This is a genomic window from Xanthomonas sp. JL1 (assembly GCF_038405005.1).
In genome coordinates, this window is sequence record NZ_JBBYGR010000071.1 from 20,280 (window position 1) to 45,263 (window position 24,984).

General features: G+C 64.9%; 22 protein-coding genes. 10 read left to right on the forward strand and 12 right to left on the reverse strand.

Annotated elements, in window-relative coordinates; genetic code table 11:
- Positions 1–27 precede the first annotated feature (27 nt).
- Positions 28–1,584, reverse strand: coding sequence for a protein adenylyltransferase SelO (locus WJW29_RS18900; protein ID WP_011408741.1), 1,557 nt, complete (start codon positions 1,582–1,584; stop codon positions 28–30).
- A gap of 283 nt (positions 1,585–1,867) precedes the next feature.
- Here WJW29_RS18900 and WJW29_RS18905 point away from each other — a divergent pair, with 283 nt between their 5' ends.
- On the forward strand, positions 1,868–2,743 hold the full coding sequence (locus WJW29_RS18905; protein ID WP_041182161.1) for an alpha/beta hydrolase: 876 nt from the start codon (positions 1,868–1,870) through the stop codon (positions 2,741–2,743).
- A 200-nt stretch (positions 2,744–2,943) separates the two neighbouring features.
- Here WJW29_RS18905 and WJW29_RS18910 read toward each other — a convergent pair whose 3' ends face one another.
- Together WJW29_RS18910 and WJW29_RS18915 are read right to left on the reverse strand one after the other, a co-directional pair.
- Positions 2,944–3,642, reverse strand: a complete 699-nt coding sequence (locus WJW29_RS18910) for a glutathione S-transferase (RefSeq protein WP_113084387.1) — start codon at positions 3,640–3,642, stop codon at positions 2,944–2,946.
- A gap of 170 nt (positions 3,643–3,812) precedes the next feature.
- Positions 3,813–4,022: a cold-shock protein gene (locus tag WJW29_RS18915; RefSeq protein ID WP_011408744.1), complete on the reverse strand. Its 210-nt coding sequence runs from the start codon at positions 4,020–4,022 to the stop codon at positions 3,813–3,815.
- A gap of 269 nt (positions 4,023–4,291) precedes the next feature.
- Here WJW29_RS18915 and WJW29_RS18920 point away from each other — a divergent pair, with 269 nt between their 5' ends.
- From WJW29_RS18920 to WJW29_RS18935, 4 genes are all read left to right on the forward strand, one after another.
- Positions 4,292–4,777, forward strand: a complete 486-nt coding sequence (locus WJW29_RS18920; protein ID WP_011408745.1) for a YaiI/YqxD family protein — start codon at positions 4,292–4,294, stop codon at positions 4,775–4,777.
- 70 nt (positions 4,778–4,847) lie between these two features.
- Positions 4,848–5,396 (forward strand): YaeQ family protein, encoded by a 549-nt coding sequence (locus WJW29_RS18925; RefSeq protein ID WP_011259325.1) that lies wholly within the window; start codon positions 4,848–4,850, stop codon positions 5,394–5,396.
- Positions 5,393–6,574, forward strand: a complete 1,182-nt coding sequence (locus WJW29_RS18930) for an NAD(P)/FAD-dependent oxidoreductase (RefSeq protein WP_011259326.1) — start codon at positions 5,393–5,395, stop codon at positions 6,572–6,574. The genes WJW29_RS18925 and WJW29_RS18930 overlap by 4 nt, the downstream gene beginning before the upstream one ends.
- Positions 6,575–6,797: 223 nt before the next feature.
- Positions 6,798–8,867 carry an EAL domain-containing protein gene (locus WJW29_RS18935; RefSeq protein WP_012444707.1) on the forward strand — a complete coding sequence of 690 codons (2,070 nt, stop codon included), beginning with the start codon at positions 6,798–6,800 and terminating at the stop codon, positions 8,865–8,867.
- A gap of 99 nt (positions 8,868–8,966) precedes the next feature.
- On the opposite strand, the gene htpX is transcribed toward WJW29_RS18935, so the two are convergent.
- Positions 8,967–9,845, reverse strand: a complete 879-nt coding sequence (gene htpX, locus WJW29_RS18940; RefSeq protein WP_011259328.1) for a protease HtpX — start codon at positions 9,843–9,845, stop codon at positions 8,967–8,969.
- A gap of 97 nt (positions 9,846–9,942) precedes the next feature.
- Here htpX and gluQRS point away from each other — a divergent pair, with 97 nt between their 5' ends.
- The 3 genes from gluQRS (at position 9,943) to phaR (ending at position 12,405) form a co-directional block, all read left to right on the forward strand.
- A complete protein-coding gene (gene gluQRS / locus WJW29_RS18945) occupies positions 9,943–10,842 on the forward strand; it encodes a tRNA glutamyl-Q(34) synthetase GluQRS (RefSeq protein ID WP_011259329.1) in 900 nt (299 codons plus the stop codon).
- An 87-nt stretch (positions 10,843–10,929) separates the two neighbouring features.
- On the forward strand, positions 10,930–11,670 hold the full coding sequence (locus WJW29_RS18950; RefSeq protein ID WP_011408747.1) for a beta-ketoacyl-ACP reductase: 741 nt from the start codon (positions 10,930–10,932) through the stop codon (positions 11,668–11,670).
- Between the two features lie 159 nt (positions 11,671–11,829).
- Complete coding sequence (gene phaR / locus WJW29_RS18955; RefSeq protein WP_011259331.1) at positions 11,830–12,405, forward strand: polyhydroxyalkanoate synthesis repressor PhaR; 576 nt, start codon at positions 11,830–11,832, stop codon at positions 12,403–12,405.
- Positions 12,406–12,578: 173 nt separating this feature from the next.
- Here phaR and WJW29_RS18960 read toward each other — a convergent pair whose 3' ends face one another.
- The 6 genes from WJW29_RS18960 to WJW29_RS18985 form a co-directional block, all read right to left on the reverse strand.
- Positions 12,579–13,550 carry a TraB/GumN family protein gene (locus WJW29_RS18960; RefSeq protein WP_011408749.1) on the reverse strand — a complete coding sequence of 324 codons (972 nt, stop codon included), beginning with the start codon at positions 13,548–13,550 and terminating at the stop codon, positions 12,579–12,581.
- Positions 13,551–13,583: 33 nt separating this feature from the next.
- Complete coding sequence (locus WJW29_RS18965; protein WP_041182163.1) at positions 13,584–14,531, reverse strand: DUF1684 domain-containing protein; 948 nt, start codon at positions 14,529–14,531, stop codon at positions 13,584–13,586.
- Positions 14,531–16,408 carry a DNA mismatch repair endonuclease MutL gene (gene mutL / locus WJW29_RS18970; RefSeq protein WP_011259334.1) on the reverse strand — a complete coding sequence of 626 codons (1,878 nt, stop codon included), beginning with the start codon at positions 16,406–16,408 and terminating at the stop codon, positions 14,531–14,533. The genes WJW29_RS18965 and mutL overlap by 1 nt, the downstream gene beginning before the upstream one ends.
- 137 nt (positions 16,409–16,545) lie before the next feature.
- On the reverse strand, positions 16,546–18,261 hold the full coding sequence (locus WJW29_RS18975; RefSeq protein WP_171970805.1) for an N-acetylmuramoyl-L-alanine amidase: 1,716 nt from the start codon (positions 18,259–18,261) through the stop codon (positions 16,546–16,548).
- 70 nt (positions 18,262–18,331) lie between these two features.
- Positions 18,332–18,832, reverse strand: a complete 501-nt coding sequence (gene tsaE, locus WJW29_RS18980; RefSeq protein WP_011259336.1) for a tRNA (adenosine(37)-N6)-threonylcarbamoyltransferase complex ATPase subunit type 1 TsaE — start codon at positions 18,830–18,832, stop codon at positions 18,332–18,334.
- A complete protein-coding gene (locus WJW29_RS18985; protein WP_011259337.1) occupies positions 18,829–20,316 on the reverse strand; it encodes a bifunctional ADP-dependent NAD(P)H-hydrate dehydratase/NAD(P)H-hydrate epimerase in 1,488 nt (495 codons plus the stop codon). Before WJW29_RS18985 ends, tsaE begins: the two co-directional genes overlap by 4 nt.
- Before the next feature lie 24 nt (positions 20,317–20,340).
- On the opposite strand from WJW29_RS18985, the gene queG reads away from it, so the two are divergent.
- Complete coding sequence (gene queG, locus WJW29_RS18990) at positions 20,341–21,408, forward strand: tRNA epoxyqueuosine(34) reductase QueG (protein ID WP_113014281.1); 1,068 nt, start codon at positions 20,341–20,343, stop codon at positions 21,406–21,408.
- Between the two features lie 145 nt (positions 21,409–21,553).
- On the forward strand, positions 21,554–22,891 hold the full coding sequence (gene xseA, locus WJW29_RS18995; RefSeq protein WP_041182164.1) for an exodeoxyribonuclease VII large subunit: 1,338 nt from the start codon (positions 21,554–21,556) through the stop codon (positions 22,889–22,891).
- A 295-nt stretch (positions 22,892–23,186) separates the two neighbouring features.
- Here xseA and WJW29_RS19000 read toward each other — a convergent pair whose 3' ends face one another.
- Both WJW29_RS19000 and WJW29_RS19005 read right to left on the reverse strand, forming a co-directional pair.
- Complete coding sequence (locus tag WJW29_RS19000) at positions 23,187–24,449, reverse strand: virulence factor (RefSeq protein WP_011259340.1); 1,263 nt, start codon at positions 24,447–24,449, stop codon at positions 23,187–23,189.
- A 216-nt stretch (positions 24,450–24,665) separates the two neighbouring features.
- Positions 24,666–24,984: transposase (locus WJW29_RS19005; protein WP_146767475.1), on the reverse strand; the 319-nt coding region annotated here is incomplete at its 5' end.

A 24,984-nucleotide genomic window follows, 5' to 3' on the forward strand; every position in this document is an offset into this window, starting at 1 on the left:
TTTACGGCATCCCTGCATCTGAGCGCGTCAGGAACTGCACGAGAGCATCGAGCAGCCGGCGCGATCGCGCGCCCACTCTGGTCGCCGCGCCGCGAATGCCGCGCGCCCGGACTGATCGTCGTAGGGGCGGCGCATGACCTCCAGCAACTCCTGCACCCCCGACGGGTCGCCCTGCTCCGCCTGGTCGATTGCCTGCTGCGCCAGGTAGTTGCGCAGCACATAGCGCGGATTGGCCAGGCGCATCAACGCGCGGCGCTCATCCGGCGACAACGCATCCTGCTGCAGGCGCGCGGCATAGCGCTGTAACCACTCCTGCAACTGCGACGCACTTGCCACGCGCTTGTGGTCGTCGTAGAAGGCATCGTGCAGCTGTGCGGGGTCCGGATGCACAGGCGACAGGTCGATCAAGCCGCGGAAGGTCAGCGTCATATCCATCTCGGCGTCGCGCATCAATGCGCGCAGCGCATCGATCAGCTCAAGATCCTCGTCACGACACTCGGCCAACCCCAGCTTGGCGGCGGTGTCGCGCCGATCACAGGCCAGATAGGTATCGCGGAAGCGGTTCAACCCTTGTTGCAGCGGCGCCTGGTCGGCAAACAACGGTGCCATCGCCTGGGCAAGCCGGCCAAGATTCCAGTACGCCACCTGCGGCTGGGTGCCGAAGCGATAGCGCCGACCCTGCGCGTCGGTGGTGTTGGGCGTCCAATCGGGGTCGTAGTCGTCGACCCAGCCATACGGTCCGTAATCGATGGTCAACCCCAGGATCGACATGTTGTCGGTATTCATCACCCCATGCACGAACCCCACCCGCATCCAGTGCGCCACCATCACCGCGGTCCGCTGGCACACCTGCGCGAACCAGTCGGCGTAGAGCGCCTCAGCAGTACCGACCAACTCCGGGAAATCGCGGGCAATGGTGAAATCCACCCATTGCCGCAGCAATGCGTTATCGCCGCGTGCGCTAGGCAACTCGAAGTTGCCGAAGCGAATGAACGATGGCGCCACCCGGCACACGATCGCGCCCGGCTCGCGTTGCGGGCGGCCGTCGTAGAACATATCGCGCACTACCGCATCGCCGGTGCCAACCAAACTCAACGCACGCGTGGTTGGAACGCCCAGATGATGCATGGACTCGCTGCACAAAAATTCGCGGATGGATGAGCGCAATACCGCACGCCCATCGGCGCCGCGCGAATAAGGCGTGGGGCCAGCGCCCTTGAGCTGCAATTCGTAGCGCCCGCCATCAATGCCGATCGCCTCACCCAGCGAGATCGCCCGCCCGTCGCCGAGCTGGCCGGCCCAATGCCCGAACTGGTGACCACCGTAATTGACCGCCCAGGGCTGCATACCTGGGTACAGCGCGTTGCCGCCGAACACCTGGGCGAACGCGGCACTGGCTACTTCGGACGCATCCAGGCCCAGCACATGCGCCATCTCCGCCGAATGCGCAATCAGATACGGGGCGGCAACCGGTGTCGGCATCACGGCCGACCAAGCTGCACGCACCTCGCGCCGGCGCGCCCCCTCCTCCTGATAGCCGGGCAGCTGCTGGCGTAGTCGGTTATCGAAATGCAGTTGTGTCATGCGGGCAAGCCTAGGCCACCGGCGGTGAACCTGGCATGGGTCGCGCCGCATCCGGTGCCGCTTGCGCACCGTATCTTCACTCGGCTGACTTGCACCGAGCGGGCTCGTCCTGCACATGCTTGCGACGTGCGATAGCCGCTAATAGCCGCCGGCTGCGGACCAGATACAGGCGATAACGGCGACCATGTTGCCGGGTCGCTGCCATCTCGGTTTGTGCTTGCCTGACCCGTTGCGTACGCGCCTGGTACCAATCACCCTGCCCGCCATCCTGCCGATATTGCCCATGCCCTCGCGCGCCTCCCGCTGGTTCCGTCCTGCCCTCCTGCTGCTCGGTTCGTTGCCCCTGACGGCCTGCAGCAGCGTCTTCTTCGGCGGCATCAATGCCGCCTCCAGCCGGGCGGGCATCGTCGAGCATCACGATCAGGTGTTCGATCCCGCACACGGCCTTGCGCTGGATGTGTACCAGCCGCGCGGCGCAGTCGATGCACCGGTGGTGGTGTTCTTCTACGGCGGCACCTGGAAGCGCGGTTCGCGCGCCAATTATCGCTGGGTCGGCCGCGCGCTCGCGCGCCGGGGCGTGGTGGCAATGGTCGCCGACTATCGCAAGTATCCGCAGGTCGGACTGCACGGCTTCATGTCCGACGCCGCGGGCGCCACCGCATGGAGCTACCGGCATGCGCACGAGTACGGCGGCGACCCTAAGCGGATGGCGGTCATGGGCCATTCGGCCGGCGCGCACATGGCCGCGCTACTCGGCACCGATGCCCGCTGGCTGCAGGCGCAAGGCCTCAAACCCTACCAGCTGTGCGGCGTGGTGGGCCTTGCCGGGCCTTACGACTTCATGCCGATGACCGATCCCGAATTGGTCGAGATCTTCGGCGATGCGCCGGCCGCACAACGGCAATCGCAACCGGTGCGTTACGTCGGCGGCGACGAACCGCCCATGTTGCTGCTGCATGGCGATGCCGACCGCGTGGTCGAACTGCAAAACAGCATCTCGCTGCAGCAAGCGCTGAAACGCCGAGGCGACAGCGCAGAATTGAAGGTCTACCCCGGCATTGGCCATCTCGGCATCCTCCTGGCGTTGCGTCAACCGCCCGAGCGCTCGCAGGTGCTGAGCGACACACTGCAGTTTGTGCGCCAGTGTCGGGCGCACTGAAGTACAATCCACCCTGACGTAGCTGGGTATTGAGTGACTGCTGCGAACGACTGGTGGGCAGCGATGCCGACGTTGGGGTCGCTGGGTCGCAATTCGGGATGCGGGAGTAGCGAATGCATCGCCGTTAGAGGCGGTGGGTCGTAGCGATAGGCGACGGACGACATACAGTCCCGCCCACCCTCACTCGCATCCCGAAGCCATCACTTCGCCGGCTTGCTTCCCATCAACTCGAACGGGCCGCCCTTCTTCAGCGCAGCCTGATAAGCAGGGCGCGCTTCGACCCGTTGCAGAAACGCGCGCAACAGCGGATATTTCTCCAGACCGCCGCCGCGTGCAGCAGCCGCCTGTACCGGAAAGCTCATCTGGATATCGGCGGCGGTAAAGCGTTCGCCAGCAAACCAGTTGCCGGACTGCAGCGACTGTTCCATCCAGTCCAGATGCAACGACAGCTGCGGACCAACGAAGCCAGCCATCGCCTTGTCCACGATCGCACGTGCGATGGGCTTGGCGAAGAACGGCATAGGCGCACGGCGGATGCGACCGAAGATCAACGTCATCATCAACGGTGGCATCGCCGATCCTTCGGCGTAATGCATCCAATAGCGGAACTGCAGGCGCTCGGGCGAATCCAGCGGACGCAGAGACGGCGACAGCGCACATTCGGTGTCGTAGCGCTCGGTCAGGTACTCCAGGATCGCACCGGATTCGGCCACCACCAGATCGCCATCGACCAGCAAAGGCGATTTGCCGAGTGGATGGATCGCACGCAAGGCCGGTGGTGCCAAAATGGTCTTGGGGTCGCGCTCGTGGCGCACGATCTGATACGGCAGCGCCAATTCTTCCAGCAGCCACAGCACGCGCTGGGAACGGGAGTTGTTGAGATGGTGAACAGTGATCATGGGAGGACTGCGCGCGGAAAGCGCACATCCTACCGATCCACGCGTCATCGCTTTGCGCAAGTGGCGCCAGGCGGACGCTTGACCGTCACCGCGCTCATTCTTTCAGGCAATAAAAAACGCCGATCGCTTGCGCGACCGGCGTTTTTGGCAACCTGACGGTTGCAGACGGATTAGACCGCCTGCACCTGGTCAGCCTGCATGCCCTTCTGGCCCTGCACGGCGACGAAGGTGACCTTCTGGCCTTCCTGCAGGGACTTGAAGCCGGTGCCCTGAATGGCACGGAAGTGCACGAACAGGTCCGGGCCGCTTTCCGGGGTGATGAAGCCGAAGCCCTTGGCATCGTTAAACCACTTCACAATACCGTTCATACGTTCTGACATTTTACTAACTCCTGAAACTATAGATGGATAAATCGCAGCATCCGAAAAGCCGGAGCTGAGACTGAGTTGCAGGCGTTGGTAAAGCGGAACGATGAAGCAAGATCTGTAACGATCCGGCTGCACCAGGCCACGATTCACGGTGACCCTTGCAAACACAGTACGTGCACAGTACTCGTGTTTTGGACAAAAAGCGACACCCTGCGTCAAATCTTTTGCAGTCAGGCCAAATCCGACTGTCTGTCAGGACTCTCCCCATCGAAAATAACCAGATGAAACCGCTTCACACCCCCAAGCCTGCACAGATCTGGGTCGATGCCGACGCCTGCCCGGCGGTGATCCGCGACATCCTGTTCCGCGCCGCCGCGCGCACCGGCACCGCCCTGACCCTGGTCGCCAACCACTCTCTCAGCACGCCCACCCTGCCCCATGTGCGTGCCATCCAGGTACCAGGCGGTCCGGACGCAGCCGACGACGCGATCGCCGAACGGGTGGCTGCAGGCGACCTGGTCGTCACCCAGGACATCCCGCTCGCAGCCCGCGTACTGGAAGCCGGCGCTACCGCGGTTGGCCCGCGTGGCGAACCGTTCACCAGCAACACCATCAAGGAGCGACTGTCAGTCCGAGGCTTCATGGAAGAGTTACGCGGTGCAGGCATCGCCACCGGCGGACCGTCGGCCCTGCATGCGCGCGATCGCCAAGCCTTCGCCGCACAGTTGGATCGCTGGCTCGCCGCGCAACCACGCCCACCGCTGTGACACGGGCGACATGACGTACGACGAATGGACCAGGCGCGTATCATAAGCCCCCTTTGCAATCGGCATCCTGATGGCACTCACCGCCACCGTCCGCAGGGCGGAACTTCAGATAAGCGACATGGACCGTGGCTATTACGCCAACCATTCGCTGACCCTGGCCCAGCATCCTTCCGAGACCGACGAGCGCCTGATGGTGCGGCTGCTGGCGTTCGCGCTGTTCGCCGACGACCGGCTGGAATTCGGCCGTGGTCTCAGCAACGACGACGAACCCGACCTGTGGCGCCGCGATTACACCGGCGCCCCCGACCTGTGGATCGACCTCGGCCAGCCCGACGAAAGCCGCGTGCGCAAGGCCTGCAATCGGTCGCGCGAGGCGGTGGTGATCGGCTACGGCGGACAGGCCACCGAAACCTGGTGGAAGAAGCATGCCAATGCCATGGGTCGTCACCGCAATCTGCGCGTGATCGAGCTCGACTCGCAGGCCACCGAAGCACTGGGCGCCCTGATCCAGCGCGGCATGCGCTTTGACGTGATCATTCAGGACGGCGATGTGCAGATGCTGGCCGACCACGGTAGCGTTACCCTGACACAGATGGTGCGGCAAGCTCCTGCCGAATGAGCATGCGTTGCGACGTGCTGGTCATCGGTGCCGGCGCCGCCGGGCTGATGAGCGCTTTCACTGCCGGCCGGCGCGGCCGCCAGGTGCTGGTGATCGATCATGCCAACAAGGTCGGCAAGAAAATCCTGATGTCCGGTGGCGGGCGCTGCAATTTCACCAACACCGGCACCACGCCCGGCAACTTCATTTCGGCCAATCGACACTTCTGCAAATCCGCGCTGGCGCGATACAGCCCGGCAGATTTTGTGGAGATGGTCGAACGGCATGCCATCGCCTATCACGAGAAAGAGCTGGGCCAGTTGTTCTGCGACATCTCGTCCAAGCAGATCGTGCGCATGCTGCTGGACGAATGCGACACGGCCGGCGTGCAGATCCGCACCCAGTGCGAGGTGCTGTCGATGCAGCGAAGCAGCGATGGATTTGACGTACAGACCAGCCAGGGCCGCGTGCAGGCGCAATCGCTGATCGTGGCCACCGGCGGACTGTCGATTCCCAGCATGGGCGCCAGCGGCTTTGGCTACAGCTTGGCCAAGCAATTCGGCCATGCGCTGCTGCCCACGCGCGCCGGGCTGGTACCGCTCACGTTGAGCGGCAAGCACCAGGAGCGTTTGCAGGAGCTGTCGGGGCTGGCCTTGCCGGTCGAAGCGCAGTGCAACGGGGTCAGCTTCCGCAACTTCATGCTGCTCACCCACCGCGGCGTCAGCGGCCCGGCGATTCTGCAGATCTCCTCGTATTGGCAGCCCGGAGACGACCTGCGGTTGGATCTGCTGCCCGGTCACGATGCAGCGGCATGGCTGCGCGAACAAAAGCAGCAGCGCGGTGCCACCGAGCTGCGCAACGTGTTGGCCGATGTACTGCCTAAACGATTTGCACAACGCCTGTGCGAGGTGTGGCTGCCGGACAAGCCGGTGCGCCAGCTGGATCCGCCGCAGTTGCAGGCCGCTGCCGAGTTGCTGGGTAGCTTTGCGCTGGTGGCCAGCGGCACCGAAGGCTACCGGACGGCTGAAGTCACCCTGGGCGGGGTCGATACCAATCAGGTCTCCAGTGCGAGCATGGAGTCGCGCTTGGTGGCGGGCCTGTATTTTGTCGGTGAGGTGCTGGACGTCACCGGCTGGCTAGGCGGTTACAACTTCCAGTGGGCGTGGGCGTCTGGCCATGCGGCGGGGAGCGTGGCGTAACCCCGATGGCAAGGCGTTGCCGGTCACTCACCGAAAACGGGGCCGGCAATACAGACGCCGTCTCTGCATGAACAGCAAGCATTCAAACCCAGTCGACATTCTCCGAACGACACATTTCACCCTTAAATATTGCTCCACATCTCACACTCGATGCGGCATGCTCCACACACGTGGACGCGCCCAACCCCTTGGTGTATTAAATCCCGTCTCTAGGGAGCCGCACATGCAAAAAGGCAAAGATCTCACCCTCCGCCTGATGATCGTCGACGACAGCGTGGAGAGTGCCGAGACCATCGTCACCGCGCTGCGTAACGGCGGCATTGCGGTGCGCCCTTCGCGGCCGCAAAACCAGGAGGAACTGGCCAACATGCTGTCGGGCCAGATCGATCTGGCCATCCTGGGTCAGGCGCAGCAAATCCCCATGAGCGCCCTGCAGACGCAGATCGCCGGCAGCGGCAAGGACATACCGGTCATCTTGCTGGCCGAGCGAATCGAAGAGAACGCCCTGGTCGAGGCCGCTTCGCATGGCGTGCGTGCCATTGCCTTGCGTAACCGCCCCGCACACTTGCTCGCGCTGGTGCGCTCGGAATGGAACGACCTGCAGGCCCGTCGCGGGCTGCGCCGCATCGAAGCGCAGATGCGCGAAACCGAGCGCCGCTGCGACGCCCTCATCGCGTCCTCGCGCGACCCGATCGCCTACGTGCATGAAGGCATGCACATCCGCGCCAATGACGCCTATCTGGAAATGTTCGGCTTCGAGTCGTTCGACGATGTCGAAGGCATCTCGTTGCTGGACATGATCGCCGCGCAGTACGTCGACGATTTCAAACAGCTGCTCAAGGCGATGTCCAAGGGTGAGCCGCCGCCGGCGCAGTACAAACTCGACGCGCGCCGCGTGGAAGGCGACACCTTCCCGGCCACGATGGAATTTGCCACCGCCACCTACGAAGGCGAGCCGTGCATCCAGGTGGTGTTCCGCCGCCGGGAGGAGTTCGACCCGGAATTGGCACGCGAAGTCGAAGACCTGCGTCAACGCGACCAGGTCACCGGTCTACTCAATCGTCCTACCTTCATGGTGGCGCTGGAACAGGCCGTGGCGCAGGCCGGTCGTAGCGAAGGCCAGTCGGGCTTCCTGTTGATCGAGCCGGATCATTACGCCCGCATCCTCCCGGAATTTGGCCTGGATTCGGCCGATGCACTGATCGCCGCGCTCGCCGCGCATGTCGCCAGCGTGCTGGACGACAGCGTGGTTGCCGCACGCTTCGGCGAACACAGTTTCGCCCTACTGATGAACGGCAATTACGCGCGCACGCACGCACTGGCGGAAATCGTGCGAGATGCGTTCGCTCAGCACGTCTTCAGCGTGGGCGTGCGTTCGGCCACGGTGACGGTCAGCATCGGCGGCGTACAGATTGGCGAAAAGATCGCCAGTATTGGTCAGGTACTCAATCGCGGCACCGAAGCGGTGCGCACCACCGCCGAGCTCGGTGGCAATGCGATCAGCATCTACGACCCGGCCGCGGCCGATCGGGCGGAAGAAGAACGGATAGAGCGCTGGGTCAAGCAGTTGCGCGAGGCCCTGGTTGGCGACGGCTTCGTGCTGTATTACCAGCCGGTGCTCAATCTACAAGGCGAGCCGCTGGAGCTGTATCAGGCCTTCCTGCGCCTGGAACGCAATGGCGAAATGATGTCGCCGAATGCGTTCATGGCGATTGCCGAAGAGCACGATCTGGTCACCGAGATCGACCGCTGGGTGGTGGCGCGCGCGATCCGGCAACTGGGCGAGCGGCAACGTGCCGGGCACAAGACGCACCTGCTGGTACGCATCGGGCCCAATTCGTTCTCCGACCCGCAGATGATCGACACCATCCGTGAGCAGTTGGCCGTGTACGGCGTGCCCGGTGAACGGCTGTGGCTGCAGACGCCAGAGTCGAAGGTGTTTACCCATTTGCGCAACGCGCAGCAGTTCCTGAGCGCGGTGTCGGCGATGGGCTGCAAGGTCGGGCTGGAACAGTTCGGGTCGGGCCTGGATTCGTTTCAGTTGCTGGCGCATTTCCAGCCCGCCTTCCTCAAACTGGATCGCGGCATCACCGGCGACATCGCCTCGGCCCGGGAAAGCCAGGAGAAGATCCGCGAGATCACCTCGCGCGCGCAGCCGGCCGGCATTTTGACAATGGCCGAATTCGTCGCCGATGCGCAGTCGATGAGCAGCTTCTTCACTGCAGGCGTGGATTACGTACAGGGCGATTTCGTGGCACCGACCGGGCCGTTGATGAACTACGAGTTCGGCTGAGCCGGTACCGTTCCGCTCGTTCCACACTATCGCGCGACAACAAAAAACCCGCATTCCGCGGGTTTTTTGTTGTCTAAAAGCGACGACCAACTCGACAACTTACATCGCAGTGCCGTTGGCGGCACGCAGTGCAGCGATGCGCTCGGTCAACGGCGGATGGCTCAGGAACAGGCGGCGCAGGCCGTCGCCCACCCCGCCGGAAATGCCGAATGCCTGCACCTGCGAAGGCAAAGTGTTCTGGCCATGATTGAGCGACAACCGCTCCAGCGCAGCGATCATCTTGCTGCGGCCAGCCAGTTGCGCGCCGCCGGCGTCGGCGCGGAATTCGCGACGGCGCGAGAACCACATCGCAATCATGGTCGCGAACATGCCGAACACCATCTCCAGCACGAACACGATGATGTAGTACGCAAAGCCGCGGCCACTGTCGCGATTGCCCGACACGGCGCTGTCGATGATGCCGCCGACCACGCGTGCGAGCACGATCACGAAGGTATTGAGCACGCCCTGCAACAGCGCCATGGTAACCATGTCGCCATTAGCAACGTGGGCGATTTCGTGGCCGAGCACCGCCTCGGCTTCATCCTGGTCCATGTGCTGCAGCAGGCCGGTAGACACCGCCACCAGGGCGTTGTTGCGGTTCGCGCCGGTAGCGAACGCATTGATCTCCGGGCCGTCGTAGACCGCCACTTCCGGCATGCCGATGCCGGCAGCCTGGGCCTGACGGCGCACGGTCTCCAGCAACCAGCGCTCGGTGGGCGTGCGCGGCTCGGTGATGACCTGCGCGCCAGTGCTGCGCTTGGCCATGAACTTGGATAGCAGCAAGGAAATGAACGAGCCGCCGAAACCGAAGATGGCGGCCATTACCAACAGACCACTCATTTGCGCGGGATTGACGCCCAACACCGACATCACGACGCCGGCGAGCATCAGCACCGCAACGTTGGTCAGCAGGAACAGGAAAATGCGGTTGAACATGGCGCGATGGCTCCACGGATGCGGGGTGAACTGTTGCGGATCTGCGGGTGCGGCGGCTTGAAATCAAGCGAGCAGCTGACCGACGATTCAGCTGCCCATGCCATCGCCCTCCTATCTCGGCCGCTTCGCGCCCTCGCCTACCGGCCCGCTGCACTTCGGCTCCCTGCTCGCTGCGTTCGGCAGCTGGCTGCTCGCCCGGCATGCCGGCGGACAATGGTGCGTCCGCATCGAAGACATCGACCCGCCGCGCGCCGAACCCGGCGCTTCCGAACGGCAACTACGCACCCTGACCGCCTTCGGGCTGCACTCGGATCTTCCCGTGATCCGGCAGTCCGAGCGCGACGCCGCCTACACTGCCGCCATCAACCGGCTGCTGGAGACCGGCCAGGCATTCGAGTGCAGCTGCAGCCGCGCAGACCTGGCCGGCATGGGCGGTATCCACCATGCCTGCGTCGCGCCACTCGGCGCGCGCCGTGCGGTGCGCCTGCGGGTGCCGCCGCAATCGCCGGTCGGCTTCGACGACGCGCTGCACGGCCGCGTGCTGCAGGATGTCTACGCAGATGTGGGCGATGTGGTGCTGCGCCGCGCCGATGGCTACTGGGCTTACCAACTGGCGGTGGTGGTGGACGATGCGGCGCAGGGCATCACCGATGTGGTGCGCGGCGCCGACCTGCTCGACTCCACTCCGCGCCAGATGCTGCTGCAGCGCGCACTGGGCGTGCCGCAGCCGCGTTACCTGCATCTGCCACTGATGCTGGATGGCGATGGCCGCAAGCTGTCCAAATCGCACGGCGCACCCGCGCTGGACGATACCGACCCACTGCCGGCCCTGCACGCCGCCTGGGCCGGGCTGGGCCAGCGCCCGGACGCGCTGCCGCGGCGCGCGACGGTCACGACCCTGCTGCAGCAGGCCGTGCGGCATTTTTCGCCGCAGTTGCTGCCGCGCCAACGCCAGCGGGACCGCGCTACCTGCGCATACGAGCGCCAGCGTGACTAGAATTGCGCCCCAGCACCGGCATCCAGGCGTGGCCGCGCCGGCACGCTCCTGGATCGCCCTCAGCCTTACTTGTTGATTGGAGTCGTCATGACATCTCGCGTCGCATTGGTCACCGGCGGCACCGGCGGTATCGGTACTGCCATCTGCAAGCGCCTGGCCGACCAGGGCCACCGGGTCGCCAGCAACTTCCGCAATGAAGAAAAGGCGCGCGACTGGCAGCAGCGCATGCAGGCACAGGGCTATGACGTCGCGTTGTTTCGCGGCGATGTGGCCTCGTCCGAGCATGCGCGTGCCTTGGTGGAAGAGGTCGAAGCGGCGCTGGGGCCAATCGAGATCCTGGTCAACAACGCCGGCATCACCCGCGACACCACCTTCCACCGCATGACCGCCGAGCAGTGGCACGAGGTCATCAACACCAACCTCAATTCGGTCTTCAACGTGACCCGCCCGGTGATCGAAGGCATGCGCAAGCGCGGCTGGGGCCGAGTGATCCAGATCAGTTCGATTAACGGACTCAAGGGTCAGTACGGCCAAGCCAATTACGCCGCTGCCAAGGCCGGCATGCACGGCTTCACCATCTCGCTGGCGCGCGAAAACGCGGCATTCGGGGTCACCGTCAACACGGTCTCGCCCGGTTATGTGGCCACCGACATGGTGATGGCGGTGCCGGAGGAAGTGCGCGCCAAGATCGAGGCCGACATCCCCACCGGGCGCCTGGGTCGCCCGGAAGAGATCGCCTATGCGGTGGCCTTTCTGATTGCGGAAGAGGCTGCATGGATCACCGGCTCCAATCTGGACATCAACGGCGGCCACCACATGGGCTGGTAACGTTTGCTGCAACTTTGCGGTGCAGCATGGATTTGCAACGAGAACCATGCTGCGCAACATTTTTAATGTGTCCGCTTAGGCAAATCAGGCGTTTTGGCTGTTGCAAGCGCTGCTGCGGTGCGCCATCCTGCGCGCACTATCAGTGTGGGTGAACGTTCCATGGCCGGACTTCGCATCATCAAGAAGTATCCCAATCGCCGTCTCTACGACACGGAAATCTCCAGCTATATCACCATCGAAGATGTGCGCCAATTGATCATCGATGGCGAAGAATTCGAGGTACGCGATGCCAAGAGTGGCGAAGACCTGAGCCGCGCGGTGCTGCTGCAAATCATCGCCGACCGCGAACAGGACGGCGAGCCGATGCTCTCCACCCAGCTGCTGAGCCAGATCATCCGGTTCTATGGCGATTCGCTGCAGGGCTTCATGGGCAACTACCTGGAGCGCAGCATGCAGGTGTTCCTGGATCAGCAGCAGCAGTTCCGCCAGCAGATGGGCAACCTGCTCGGGCAGACGCCATGGGCGATGATGAACCAGCTGACCGAGCGCAACCTGGAGTTGTGGCAGGAGTTCCAGCGCAATTTCGGCGCCGGCTTCGGTCGCCCGGTTGGCCCTGGCACGCCGCCGAACCCGCCCGGTGCAAGCGGCCTGGGCAGCGGCCCGATTGGAACCGGCACGCACGGCACGCCGAACAATCATCACGGCACCACCGGCAAGGCCCGCAACCGCGGCTAAGAGCGGCTAACAAAACGTCGCGAGCAGCCGGCGCGCTCAGAACCGCAGTGGACGCCTGCTACATGCCGATTCCGAGCACCGGCCGCTCCCGCCTGGCGGTGAGCGCAGTCGTTTTGTTAGCCGCTCTAAGTCTAAAGCTGCGCCAGGAGCCTCACGCTCGCAGGCGCAGTCGATCAGCGGCCGGCCTGCTTTGCGCAGGCCGAGCAGATCCGCTCCACGTGGTAGCCGCGCGCGCGCAGACGCTCCACGATCCCGTCGTTCCCCAGTAAATGCAGCGCGCCGACCACTACCAGTGTGGTGCCGCCTTTGCCGAGCCGCTGTTCCAGACGCGGCACCCAGCGCGCATTGCGCTCGACATTGATGTCCTGATACAGCGCCGGATACTGGCGACGCATGTCCTCGGCCATTTGCGTGGACAGCGTATGCACGTCGCCATTGCGCCAGGCTGCATGCAGCTGGCGTAGCTGGTCGGTGGCATCGGCCTCGTCCAGCGACTCTTCCAGCAACTGATGCTGCTCGGTCGGCGACATGCCATCGAGCAAGGCGATCTGTTCGGCGGCGCGCTCCAGGCCATCGGCCGGTTTGCCGCGCGCCTGCGCCTGTTGCATCAGGTAATGGTCCAGCCCCGCGTTCGGGTCCATGCCTTGTCGGCTCATCTCGGCCAGGCTGATCGTCAGCGCCACGAACCACGGCTTGAACGGCTGCAAGCTCTCCAGCGGCATGCCGTACCTGCGTGCATAGGCACTCAGTGACTGCCAGGTTTTTGCGTCCAGCGTGTCCTGCAGCGTGCGCCCATCGGTGCGCCGCGCGGCCTGCAGCATGCGACCGGCTAGCTCAGGCGATTGTGCGTCGTCAGGCGGCAGCTCGAACAGCAGCCGGTCGGCCTTGGCGAAGGCCTGCATCACATCCGGCGATAGCGGGTAGTCGCTGGGCTTGAGCACATGGAACGAGCCCAGCACATACAGGGTGCCGCCCTTGCCATCGACCTTCCATAGCAGCGGCACGGGCGGGCCGGCCGGTGTATCGCTTGCACCGCGTGCCCACGCTGGCACGAGCGCCCCGCTCCACAAGCTCAGGCCGAGCAGCGCGCCGCTGCACCAGGCGGCAACACGCTGGCGCGTCGAGGTTGTCCGTTTCCCTGTCATGGTGTTCCTCCGCACATATCAACATCGCGCATGTCAGTGCGGCACCTTGTAGGCCTTCTCACCTGCCGACACTGCCAGGTCGATCCGGTTTTCCGGCGGCGGCAGTGGACAAGTGGCAAAGGGTGTAAATGCGCATGGGGGGTTGTAGGCGCGATTGAAATCAACCACGACCTTTCCGGAGGCATCGGGCACGTCCAGGTCCAGAAAGCGCCCGGCCGGATAGCTGCCGTGCCCGCTGGTGCGGTCGGCGAAGACCACGAACATCGGCCGACCCGGCTCGCCGATCGTTTCCAATCGATAGGTCTTGCCATCGCGCTCGAACTCGATGGCACCCGCGTTGGGCTGCTCGCTGCTGATACCGACGATGTCGACGATCGGGATGGTCTTGCCGACAGCGTTGGGCACGTAGCGCGCGGTGATGCGCCAGGACGGATCCAGCGGCCAGTAGTCCAGACCAGCGAAGTGCGTGCGCGAGCTCGCGTCGGCATGCTTGACTCGCAGCGCATCGCGGTCGCCACGATGGATCAGGCTCAACACGCCTTTGCCATCGTCGAAATAGATGCGTGTGGGCTGCGGATCGCGGTCTGACTGGAAGCGGATTCGGCTGGTCAGCGGCTTGCCATCGAGGGTCAGCGCGGCGCCACGCTCGGGCACGAACCAGACCGCGTTGTTCTCGGTGGACACCATGCCCATCTTCGGCGGGCCTACCGCGAGTCTGATACCGCTGTCGGCACTGCTGCCGATGTAATGCGCCTTCAGCGACAGCCAGTGCAGGCCGACCAGACTGGTCCAGCCGTCGGGTGCGCGCAGCTCGTTCAAACGGGCTTTGCGCCATGCGGCGGTATCGGCCAGAAATGTCTTGTCGAGTGCGACCGGCGCGGCCGGCGGTGGCGCATCGCGCCCGCAACCGACCACTGCCACTGCCACTGCCACTGCAACCAGCATGACGAGCAGCCAGCCCTTCTCCCTGTGCACTGCCATCAACGTCCCCTGAGAAACCAACGATCAATATCGCTCAGCGTAAACCGAGCCCAGGTCGGTCTGCCATGGTTGCATTGGCCCGAGCGCTCGGTGGCTTCCATATCGCGCAGCAGCGCGTTCATTTCCGGCACGGTGAGGCGGCGGTTGGCGCGCACTGCGCCGTGGCAGGCCATGGTGGAAAGCAGTTCGTCGCGTGCACTGGCGATGCGACAACTTTGACCATGCTCGCGTAGATCGCCGAGCACATCGCGCAGCAGCGCTTCCGGTTCGGCATTGGCCAGTAGCGCGGGAATACTGCGCACGTGCAGCGACTGCGGACCGGCGCGGGTGATCTCGAAACCGAGCGTGGCAAGGGTGTCGGCTTCGCGCTCGGCGGTATCGGCTTCGCGCTCGCCCACCGCCAGCGTCATCGGCACCAGCAATGGCTGCGCATGCAGGCCGATGCTGTCGTGCGCATTTTTAAGCCGCTCATAGACGATGCGCTCGTGCGCCGCGTGCATGTCGACCACAATCAGACCCTCGGCGTTTTCGGCCAGGATGTAGATGCCGTGCAACTGCGCGATGGCGTACCCGAGCGGTGGCACTCCGCTATCTTCTGAGGTTGCCGGCAATCCGGTGCCAGCCATGCTTGGCATCCCTGTCGATTGCGGTGCATTGCGCGGCGGTGGCGCATACAGCGCACTGTAGGCGGCGCGCGCCTCGTCCACGCGTAGGCCCAACGGTGTCTGCGAGGGCGTCCAGTTGGCGTAGCTGTAAGCGCTACCGCTGCGACCGGGTGCGTTGCCATGGTTCGCAGGGCCGCCGCTAGCGATGTTGCCCATTTCGCCAGCGGTAGCACCTGTGTAGCCGGCACCATCGCTGCCGATACTGTTCGGCGTCGCCCCGGCGCGGGTATGCGCCAATGCATCCTGCAAGGTGCGATAGACGAAATCGTGGATCAGCCGCGCTTCGCGGAACCGCACCTCGTGTTTGGCCGGGTGCACGTTGACGTCCACGCGCGCCGGGTCCAGTTCCAGAAACAACACATACGCCGGCTGACGGCCATGGAACAGCACATCGCCGTAGGCCATCTTCACCGCATGCGCCACGCTGCGGTCACGCACCGAACGGCCGTTGACATAGAGGTATTGCTGGTCGGTACTGGCGCGCGAGTAATGCGGCTGCGCAACCCAGCCATGCAGACGCAGACCGGCGCCGCTGTGATCCACACGCAAGGCCTGGCGTGCGAAATCTTCGCCGAGGGTTTCGCCCAGCCGCGCATCCGAATACAGATCGCCCGGCTTGTAGCGACGCGACGGCTTGCCGTTGTGCGAGACGCGCAATTCCACATCCGGCCGCGCCAGCGCCAAGGAGCGCAGCCACTCTTCGATGTGCCCGAGTTCGGTGCGTTCGGCACGCAGGAATTTGCGCCGTGCCGGCACGTTGAAGAACAACTCGCGGACTTCGACCGTGGTACCCGGCGCATGTGCGCGCGGCACGACCTCGCCCAGGCGGCCGCCGTCGATTTCCAGTGCAGAGCCGTGTTCGGCATCGTGCCGGCGCGAGGTCAGGGTGAACCGACTGACCGAGGCGATCGACGGCAAGGCTTCACCGCGGAAGCCGAGCGTGGCCACGGTTTCCAGATCGTCCAGCGAGGCGATCTTGCTGGTGGCATGCCGGGACACGGCCAGCGGCAGTTCGTCCGGGGCGATGCCGCCGCCGTTGTCGCGGATACGGATCAGCCGCACGCCGCCTTCTTCAAGTTCGATGTCCACGCGCGTGGCGCCGGCATCAAGTGCGTTTTCGACCAGTTCTTTGACCACCGACGCGGGCCGCTCGACGACTTCGCCGGCAGCGATTTGGTTGATCAACATCTCGGGCAACTGACGGATCGCCATCAGCGCGTGCTCCCTTGCTGGAAGCGCAAAGCGCGGCGCATCGTGGGAGGAAAAAGCAAGACAGACGTCGGCACGGCAATCCGGCGGCGCACGGGCGCCGTCATCAAGGAATCAGTGCGCAATGATATCCGAGCGGGTCAGCGGCTGCCTCCGGCCACGGTGCCGACCGCATCGGCTTCGGCCTGCGCACGCGCGGCGAACAACGTGCCTGGCGGTGGCTGGCGGGTGAAGAAGGTATCGATGCCATCCAGCACGGCTGCAGCAATCCTGCGCTGGTAAGCCGGGTCGACCAGGCGACGCTCTTCATCCGGATTGGAGATGAAGGCGGTTTCCACCAGCATCGCCGGCATGTCGGACGTGCGCAGCACCGCAAAATTGGCGCGTTCCAACTGCGACTTATGGTTGTTGCCGATGCGCTTGAGCCCTCCCAACACATGGCCGGCGGCGTCTTCGGAGGCTTTCATATGCCCGCTCTGGGCCAGGTCGAGCAACACATTGGCCAGCGTACTTTCGGTCTGCTGCAAGCGCACGCCACCGACCAGATCGGCGGCGTTTTCCTTGTCGGCCAGCCAGCGCGCACGTTGCGACGAGGCGCCCTTGGTCGACAGCACGTAGACCGAGGAGCCGGTGGCGCTGCGGTTTTCGGCGGCGTCGGCGTGGATCGAGATAAAGATGTCGGCCTTGGCGGCGCGGGCCTTCTGCGCACGCATCGGCAACGGAATGAAGACATCGGTGTCGCGGGTCAGGTACGCCTTCATGCCGGGCGTGGCATTGATCTGGCGCGCCAGTTCACGGCCCACCGCCAGGGTAACGTCCTTCTCGCGCTTGCCGGTGGGGCCGATGGCGCCCGGATCCTGGCCGCCATGGCCTGGATCGATCGCCACGATCAGCACACGCATGCCCGGTGCCATCTTGATCCGCGAGGCTTCGTTGGGCAGGACCGGACGCGGCGGAAGGTCGTCATCGTCGTCGTCATTGGCAGCGGCCACGGCACTCGACCCGCCGTTGGAGGTGCCTGCTGCGCTACTCCCTGACGTCGCAACCCCCATCGGTGCGCTGTCGCCGTTCAAGATGGCAGCTGCGGCTGCGCTACTCCCGGCCGCCACTGCGCCAGCCAATGCGTTGCCGGTGGGCGCGGTGGCAAGGTTGGGCACGCTGCCCGCGACGCCAGTCGGCGCTGCGTTATCGGTGGTGGGCCGCGGCGTCGGTATGCCAGTGGCAACGGTGGTCGGAACCGGCGCCTGCGTGATGGTTGGCATCGCCGACGCTGGCACGTACGGTGCGGGCGACGGCGTCTGCGGTTGGGGTGGTGGCACTGAGGAGGCGCGCTGCTGCGCAGAAGCGGCCAGTGCGGCAGTTGCGCGCGCGGCCTCGGTTTGTGCATTGAGCGGACGCGGCGTGGGGGCCGAAGCCGGCGTTGCAGCCGTGGCAACCGCGGAGGTAGCAGCCGGGGGCGGATCGCCGGGCCATTCGATCACCAACGTCGAGCCGCTACCGATGGTCTGCATCTGCGGCTTCAGTGGCGTCACCGGCGTTGCCAGCTCGAATACCACCCGGAACGTACCCGGCACCGGCTGCCCGGTGCGCACCGAGGTCACCAGCCCAGCGGCAGTCGGCAGCTTGAGGCCACGCACGCCGGAGGAATCTGGAAAATCGACGACCAGGCGATTCGGGTTCGCCAGCGACAAGGTCTTGAAGCCACCGCTGCCGGCCAGTTGAATTTCTGCGCGGGTTCCGGTGGCACCGGTACTCACGCCCACGCCTTTAATTTCGCCGGCCCACCCAGCAAAAACCGCCAGGCTCAGGCTGGCGGTCAGGGCGGAAACACAGAACTGGCGGATCCCCGGTGTCATTGCGCTGGATTCAATCATCCAACTGTGTGAATTGCAAGGTGATTTCCCTTAATAATCCACAACCTGGCGTTCATTCTTCTCGTGAGGCGGCAAAAAAGGCCTGCAACTGGGGCTGCTGCGACAGACGCTCCAGCCAGCCGTTGCCGACCGCGCTGCGGCCCAGCAACCGAACGCTGCGGCCTTCGCCGGCAACGGCCAGCTCCACGTTCAGATCGACCGGCGGCAGCACACCAGCGCCGCGCTCCGGCCATTCCACCAGCCACAGGCTCGCACTGCCTTCGTCGAGCCCGAGAAAATCCAGTTCCCCGGCGTGGCCGATGCGATACAGATCCAGATGCCAGGCTTCATCGCCGGTACTCAGCGGATAGCGTTCGACCAGGGTGTATGTCGGGCTGCGAATCGGCCCGGTGACGCCGAGTGCGCGCAGCAGCGCGCGTGCGAGGGTGGATTTGCCGGCGCCCAGGTCGCCATGCAACTGCACCACCGCGCTGGCGGGCCGCAGCGAGGCCAGAGCCTGGCCCAGGGTTTCGGTGGTTTGCGCGTCGTGCAGGTGTCCGTTGAGGTCGATCACGCAATGGCTCCAGCGTTGGCGAGGCGGCGCAGTTCGGGAAGCAGGTCGGTGGGCAGTAAGCCGCGCTCGCCGGCGCGCGCAGCTGCATCGCCGGCGCAGGCATGCAGCAAGGCGCCAAGGCTGGCGGCGTCGAATGGCGACCAGCCCTGCCCCAACAATGCCGCGATGACGCCAGTCAATAGATCGCCCATGCCGCCGACCGCCATGCCTGGATTGCCTGCGTCGATGATGCGTGGCAGTGCGTCTGGCGCGGCGACCACCGTCCCGGCGCCCTTGAGCACCGCCACTGCGTGGTAACGCTTTGCCAACGCAGCCGCAGCGGCCGGACGATCGCGCTGAATCTGCGCGGTCGAACGTCCCAGCAAACGACCGGCTTCGCCCGGGTGCGGGGTCAGAATGCGCGGGCCACGCGCCGGCACCGCGTTGCCAGCAAGCAGATTCAAGCCATCGGCGTCGATCACCACCGCGGTGTCGGTGCCCAGCGCCGCGCGCCACAGCGCTTGTGCCCAGGCGTCCTGCCCTAGCCCGGGCCCGAGCGCGACCGCATCGGCAGCGTTCGCGAGCGCGGCGACGTCGTCATCGGCCTGCACGGCGCGCACCATCGCCTCGGGGCAGCGCGCCAGCAATGGGGTCACATGCTCGGCGCGCGTGGCGACCTGCACCAAGCCGGCGCCGCTGCGCAACGCCGCTTCGGCGGTGAGCATGATGGCGCCACCGCTGCCGAGATTGCCGCCCACGCATAGCACCCGCCCGGATTCGCCTTTGTGCGTGTTGCGGCGACGCGGACGCAACTGCGCCCTCAGTGCGTCGCCATTCCAACTGTGGGCGGCTGGCGTCAGTCCATCGAATGCGGCAGCCGGCACCTCCAGCGACGCGACTGCACGTTCGCCGGCGTGTTCCAGCGCATCGCCGGTGGAGAGCCCGAGATGCGGCACGATGAACTGCAAGGTCAGCGCGGCATTTACCGCGGCGCCGAAAGCGACCCCGTGATCTGCATCGATGCCGCTGGGCACATCCAGCGCCAATACCGGCACGCCGGCCGCGTTCATGGCGTCGATCAACGCAGCGGCAGCGTCGTCCGGTGCGCGATTCAGGCCGATACCGAACAGCGCATCGACGATCACATCCGCCTGCGCCAGCGGATACGGAAACAATTCGATCGCGCCGCCGACCGCCAGGTAATCGGTGCAGGCACGCTGCGCCAGGTCCGAGCCGGGGCCGTGCTCGGGCAGATGCACTACGCGGACCTGGCGCCCTGCACGGTGCGCCAGGCGCGCCAGCACATAGCCATCGCCACCATTGTTGCCGGTGCCGCACACCACCACGATGCGGCGCGCCTGCGGCCAGCGTTCCAGCAACCACTGCCAGGCCGCCTGCCCGGCGCGCTGCATCAAGATGTAGCCGTCGCCGCCAAGCAGCGTGGTGGCCTGCGCATCGAGCGTGCGCGCGGCGGCGGTGTCGTAAAGATCGAGCGGTGCGTACATGCCGGGAATTCTATACTGGTCGCCATGTCCGCCGTCCTTGCCCGCCCCGACCCTGCCGATGCCGCTGCGCGCATTCGCGTGCTTGCGCGCCAAGCCGGCTTTCAACGCTGCGGCATCACCGGCATCGAGCTGGGCGAAGACGAGGTGCATCTGCGCAGGTGGCTGGAAGAAGGCCTGTACGGCACCATGCATTGGATGGCCCAGCACGGCGACAAGCGCTCGCGCCCGCAGGAGCTGGTACCCGGCACCTTGCGCGTGTTGTCGGTGGGCATGGATTACGGCCGCAAGGACGACACCGAGGCCTGGAACACCTTGCACGACGGCAAGCGCGCCTATGTGGCGCGCTATGCGCTGGGGCGCGATTACCACAAGCTGATGCGCAACCGGCTGCAGAAGCTGGCCGAACGTATCCAAGGCGAAATCGGCGCGTTTGGCTTCCGCGTGTTCGTCGATTCCGCACCGGTACTGGAGCGCGCACTGGCGCGCAACGCCGGGTTGGGCTGGATCGGCAAACATACCTGTCTGATCGATCGCAACGGCGGCTCGTGGTTTTTCCTGGGCGAGATCTATCTCGACGTGCCGCTGCCGATCGACACACCCGCGACTGCACATTGCGGCACCTGCACGCGCTGCATCGATATCTGCCCCACCCAAGCCATCATCGCGCCGTACCGGCTGGATGCGCGCCGCTGCATCGCGTACCTCACCATCGAACACGACGGCCCAATTCCCGAAGACATGCGCAAGCCGATCGGCAACCGCATCTTCGGCTGCGACGATTGCCAGCTGATCTGCCCCTGGAACAAGTTCGCCAAGCGTACGGACGAAACCGATTTCCGCGCCCGCAATGAACTCGACGTGGCAACGCTGCCGCAGCTGTTTGCTTGGGACGAAGACGAATTCCTGCGCCGCACCGAGGGCAGCCCGATCCGCCGCAGCGGACACGAACGCTGGCTGCGCAATATCGCCGTGGGTCTGGGCAACGCGCCCGGCACACCAGAGGTTATCGCCGCACTGGAAGCGCGTCGCCACGACGACTCGGCGCTGGTGCGCGAACACGTTGGTTGGGCGCTGTCGCAACACGGTCTGTGAGCCAACGGGCATTCGCTGGCGTGTCTCGCGCCTGAGGCGCCTGCGGCCGCTACGTGTACGCGCTGGTCGTCGATGCGGCCTCCAATTGCATGGGCGTGTGTCAGCTAGTCACCCACGGTCTTCTTCGCTACGGGATAATGCGGCGATGGCCGAGCGCAACGAACAGATCCTTACTCCCAGCCAGCTCAATGCGCTAGCGCGCGACCTGCTGGAAGGCAGCTTCCCGCTCGTATGGGTGGAAGCCGAACTGAGCAGCGTCACCCGGCCCTCGTCGGGGCATCTGTATTTCACGCTGAAGGATGCGCGTGCGCAGATCCGTTGCGCGATGTTCAAGCCCAAAAGCACCTGGCTGAAATTCCAGCCGCGCGAAGGCTTGCGCGTGCTGGCACGCGGGCGCCTGACCCTGTACGAAGCACGCGGCGACTACCAGCTGGTGCTCGACCATATGGAAGAAGCCGGCGAAGGCGCGTTGCGTCGCGCCTTCGACGCACTGCGTGCACGCCTTGCTGCAGAAGGCCTGTTCGATGCCGAGCGCAAGCAGTCACTGCCGGCGCATGTTCAGCGGCTAGCGGTCATCACTTCGCCCAGCGGCGCGGCGGTGCGCGATGTGCTCAGCGTACTGGCGCGGCGCTTTCCGCTACTCGAAGTGGATCTGCTGCCCTCGCTGGTACAAGGCGACAGCGCTGCCGCACAGATCACCTCGCTGCTGCAACGCGCCGATGCGTCCGGGCGCTACGACGTCATCCTGATCACCCGCGGCGGCGGCTCGCTGGAAGATCTGTGGGCCTTCAACGACGAACGCCTGGCGCGTGCGATTGCCGCTGCGCAGACGCCGGTGGTGTCTGCGGTCGGCCACGAGACCGACTTCAGCCTCAGCGATTTCGTGGCCGACGTGCGTGCGCCCACACCGTCGGTGGCGGCCGAATTGCTGGTGCCCGATCAACGCGAGCTGGTCGCGCGCGTGCGACGCGCGCAGGCCCGCATGACCCAGCTGCAGCAACACGCCTTGGGCAATGCCATGCAACGCGCCGACCGGCTTGCGCTGCGCCTGCGTGCGCATAGCCCGCAGGCGCGCCTGCAACTGCTTCATCGCCGACAGGAAGAGGCCGGTCGCCAGCTGGGTGCGCGCATGACGCAAGTGCTCGAGCGCTTGCAGGCGCGTGTGCAGCGTGGGCACGCGCAGGTGCAATCACACAACCCGCAACGTCATCTGGCCGGCTTGCAGCAACGCCTGCGGGCATTGCATCCCCAGGCGGCGATGCAACGACGCTTGCAGCACGATCAACTGCAGCTGCGCAGCATTGCGCGCTCGCTGGAAGCGGTCAATCCGCTGGCCACGGTTGCGCGTGGCTACGCCATCGTGACCCGCCCTGCCGATGGCAGCGTGGTGCGCAGCGCCGCCGAGGTGGCAGCAGGCGAGCGCCTGCGCGCACAGCTGGCCGATGGCAGCATCGAGGTGCGCGTAGAGCCCGGCGAGCGCTGACGGCAAGCCATGCGCGACATTGTGGCTCCTGCAGCACTGCCGACGCTCAGCGCCGCCATGCACTCTTCGCAGGCGCCCACTCCATGGAGTGCCAGGAGGGCCTGCGCGGTGCCAGAGAGGACCTTCGACACGCCAGGGGTGGCGAGTGAATCCGGGATTTCGCTGAAGCAAGGCCGCCAGCAGCGCTTCAGCGGCGCGCACCTTCGCATGGTGGAAGGTGCGCGGTGGCGATGATTGCTTGTCGATCAACCGCTCTGGAAAACGTTATGCACCGCCTTGTTCGTTCCGAGCAGCATTAGGAGCGACTCGCTGTTTCCGCAATCGGCGTCTGCGCTGCATGCTGCCAGCCCTCCATCAGCAGATTGGCCAGCACCACCGGATCGTGGTCGAAGTGATGCCCACCCGGGCGTGCCAGCACCTGCACGCCGCGCGCGCGCAGTTCCGGGCACAGCGTGTCTTTTTCTTCGTCGCCGTAGATGCATTGCAGGCGGTGCGCGTCCAGCGACTGGATGGCCGGCTCCACATCGCGCTCGGCATCGTTATGCCAGCCCAGCCAGCCACCGACGCGCACCTTGAAGTCGGCCTTGTGGCCAAGGCCGAGCAAGCTGACGAACTGCACCGAGGCGCGTTGCTCCGGCGAGAGTTCCGGATAGGCGAACGGCAACACATCGGCACCGAACGAATAGCCAACCAGGGCGACGTGCTGAATATGCCAACGCTCGCGATAGCTGGCGATCACCCGGTCCAGATCCGCGCCCACTTGCTGCGGCGTGCGGCTGCCCCAGAAGTAGCGCAGGCTGTTCCAGCCCACCACCGACACGCCCTGCTGCTGCAGCTGCGCTGCAATGCCTTTATCCAGTTCGCGCCAGCCGCCATCGCCGGAGAGCATCACCACCAGACGGTCGCTGCCGGGTGCGTGCAGTTCTACGAGCGGCAAATCACCCAGGCTTTGAGATTGCGCAGCCGGGAAGTGGCCGCGTACAGCCGCAGCAATCTGCATCGGACTGGAGTCATCGGCCAAATTGTCGAGGAAACCCTGACTGACATTGGGCATATCGCGCGAGCACGCCAGCCCTGGATCCTTGTTACCGGCGTCGGCGACTACCGCGCCGGCCAGCACGTCCGGCGCGGCCGAGGCGACTGCCTGGCGCACCAGCACTGCGCCGTCGCCCTGCCCCACCAACACCGGCGGCAGGAACGCATCGACATGTTCGGCGCGCAATAATTTCTTGCCCAGCCGCTCGGCATCGTCGGCCAGCGAGCTACAGGCGACCTGATGCGCGCGCGCGTGTTCGCGGTACTTGGCGGTGTCGACCACCGCGACCAGCGCGCCATCGTTGCTCAGCGTGTCGGCCAGCCGCTGGCTGTCCTCTGGATGGCTACTGTCGGGCAGCAAGATCACCATCGCCTTGGGCGTGCCTTCCGGGCGAATAACTTCGACCGAGCGGTAATGCCCGGCGGTATTACTGTTCTGCAAATGCCGCGCCACGGCGTAGCCGCTGCCGCCAATCAGCAAAGCCGCCATGACCCAACGAAACATCTCGATCCCCATGCCCATTACGGCGTCCCCATCATGCTCATGGTAATTTGACCACAGCAGACACAGCCGGTTTCATCGTGATGCGTCCGCCGTTCTCATCCATTAAGCAAGTTGAACAAAGTATATTGCGCGTGACGGCCTGGCTGGCAACCCACAGGCTGCAGTTGTGCTCTACAACGCTCATGGAACGGCGAGAACTCCCCCTATCAAAAACTCCGCGGTCTTAGAACCTGTTCACGATCTCCTGAGCAGCAGTGCCAGGAACGCCAGATGGATGAACTGCAAGCTGGTATTGAGCCTTCGCTCGCAGTTCTTCCATAGCCTCCGGTTCTTCTCCAGCCAGGCAAAGCTGCGTTCGACACTCCAGCGCTTGGGCATGACCTTGAAGGTATGCAGCTCGCTGCGCTTGGCAATCTGTACGGTGACATGCTTGCCCAGAATGTCCTGTACGCCCTCGGCGAAGGGATCTCCGATGTAGCCGCTGTCGCACAGCAGGCGTTTCACCCGACCTAAACCCGATCGGCAGCGTTTCAATGCCTCCAGCGCACCTTGA

What these genes read in the sequence shown, in the direction of transcription:
- WJW29_RS18900 (WP_011408741.1), bottom strand. Translation starts at nt 1,584, where the DNA reads ATGACACAACTGCATTTCGATAACCGACTACGCCAGCAGCTGCCCGGC.
- WJW29_RS18905 (WP_041182161.1), top strand. Translation starts at nt 1,868, where the DNA reads ATGCCCTCGCGCGCCTCCCGCTGGTTCCGTCCTGCCCTCCTGCTGCTC.
- WJW29_RS18910 (WP_113084387.1), bottom strand. Translation starts at nt 3,642, where the DNA reads ATGATCACTGTTCACCATCTCAACAACTCCCGTTCCCAGCGCGTGCTG.
- WJW29_RS18915 (WP_011408744.1), bottom strand. Translation starts at nt 4,022, where the DNA reads ATGTCAGAACGTATGAACGGTATTGTGAAGTGGTTTAACGATGCCAAG.
- WJW29_RS18920 (WP_011408745.1), top strand. Translation starts at nt 4,292, where the DNA reads ATGAAACCGCTTCACACCCCCAAGCCTGCACAGATCTGGGTCGATGCC.
- WJW29_RS18925 (WP_011259325.1), top strand. Translation starts at nt 4,848, where the DNA reads ATGGCACTCACCGCCACCGTCCGCAGGGCGGAACTTCAGATAAGCGAC.
- WJW29_RS18930 (WP_011259326.1), top strand. Translation starts at nt 5,393, where the DNA reads ATGAGCATGCGTTGCGACGTGCTGGTCATCGGTGCCGGCGCCGCCGGG.
- WJW29_RS18935 (WP_012444707.1), top strand. Translation starts at nt 6,798, where the DNA reads ATGCAAAAAGGCAAAGATCTCACCCTCCGCCTGATGATCGTCGACGAC.
- htpX (WP_011259328.1), bottom strand. Translation starts at nt 9,845, where the DNA reads ATGTTCAACCGCATTTTCCTGTTCCTGCTGACCAACGTTGCGGTGCTG.
- gluQRS (WP_011259329.1), top strand. Translation starts at nt 9,943, where the DNA reads ATGCCATCGCCCTCCTATCTCGGCCGCTTCGCGCCCTCGCCTACCGGC.
- WJW29_RS18950 (WP_011408747.1), top strand. Translation starts at nt 10,930, where the DNA reads ATGACATCTCGCGTCGCATTGGTCACCGGCGGCACCGGCGGTATCGGT.
- phaR (WP_011259331.1), top strand. Translation starts at nt 11,830, where the DNA reads ATGGCCGGACTTCGCATCATCAAGAAGTATCCCAATCGCCGTCTCTAC.
- WJW29_RS18960 (WP_011408749.1), bottom strand. Translation starts at nt 13,550, where the DNA reads ATGACAGGGAAACGGACAACCTCGACGCGCCAGCGTGTTGCCGCCTGG.
- WJW29_RS18965 (WP_041182163.1), bottom strand. Translation starts at nt 14,531, where the DNA reads ATGGCAGTGCACAGGGAGAAGGGCTGGCTGCTCGTCATGCTGGTTGCA.
- mutL (WP_011259334.1), bottom strand. Translation starts at nt 16,408, where the DNA reads ATGGCGATCCGTCAGTTGCCCGAGATGTTGATCAACCAAATCGCTGCC.
- WJW29_RS18975 (WP_171970805.1), bottom strand. Translation starts at nt 18,261, where the DNA reads ATGACACCGGGGATCCGCCAGTTCTGTGTTTCCGCCCTGACCGCCAGC.
- WJW29_RS18985 (WP_011259337.1), bottom strand. Translation starts at nt 20,316, where the DNA reads ATGTACGCACCGCTCGATCTTTACGACACCGCCGCCGCGCGCACGCTC.
- queG (WP_113014281.1), top strand. Translation starts at nt 20,341, where the DNA reads ATGTCCGCCGTCCTTGCCCGCCCCGACCCTGCCGATGCCGCTGCGCGC.
- xseA (WP_041182164.1), top strand. Translation starts at nt 21,554, where the DNA reads ATGGCCGAGCGCAACGAACAGATCCTTACTCCCAGCCAGCTCAATGCG.
- WJW29_RS19000 (WP_011259340.1), bottom strand. Translation starts at nt 24,449, where the DNA reads ATGGGCATGGGGATCGAGATGTTTCGTTGGGTCATGGCGGCTTTGCTG.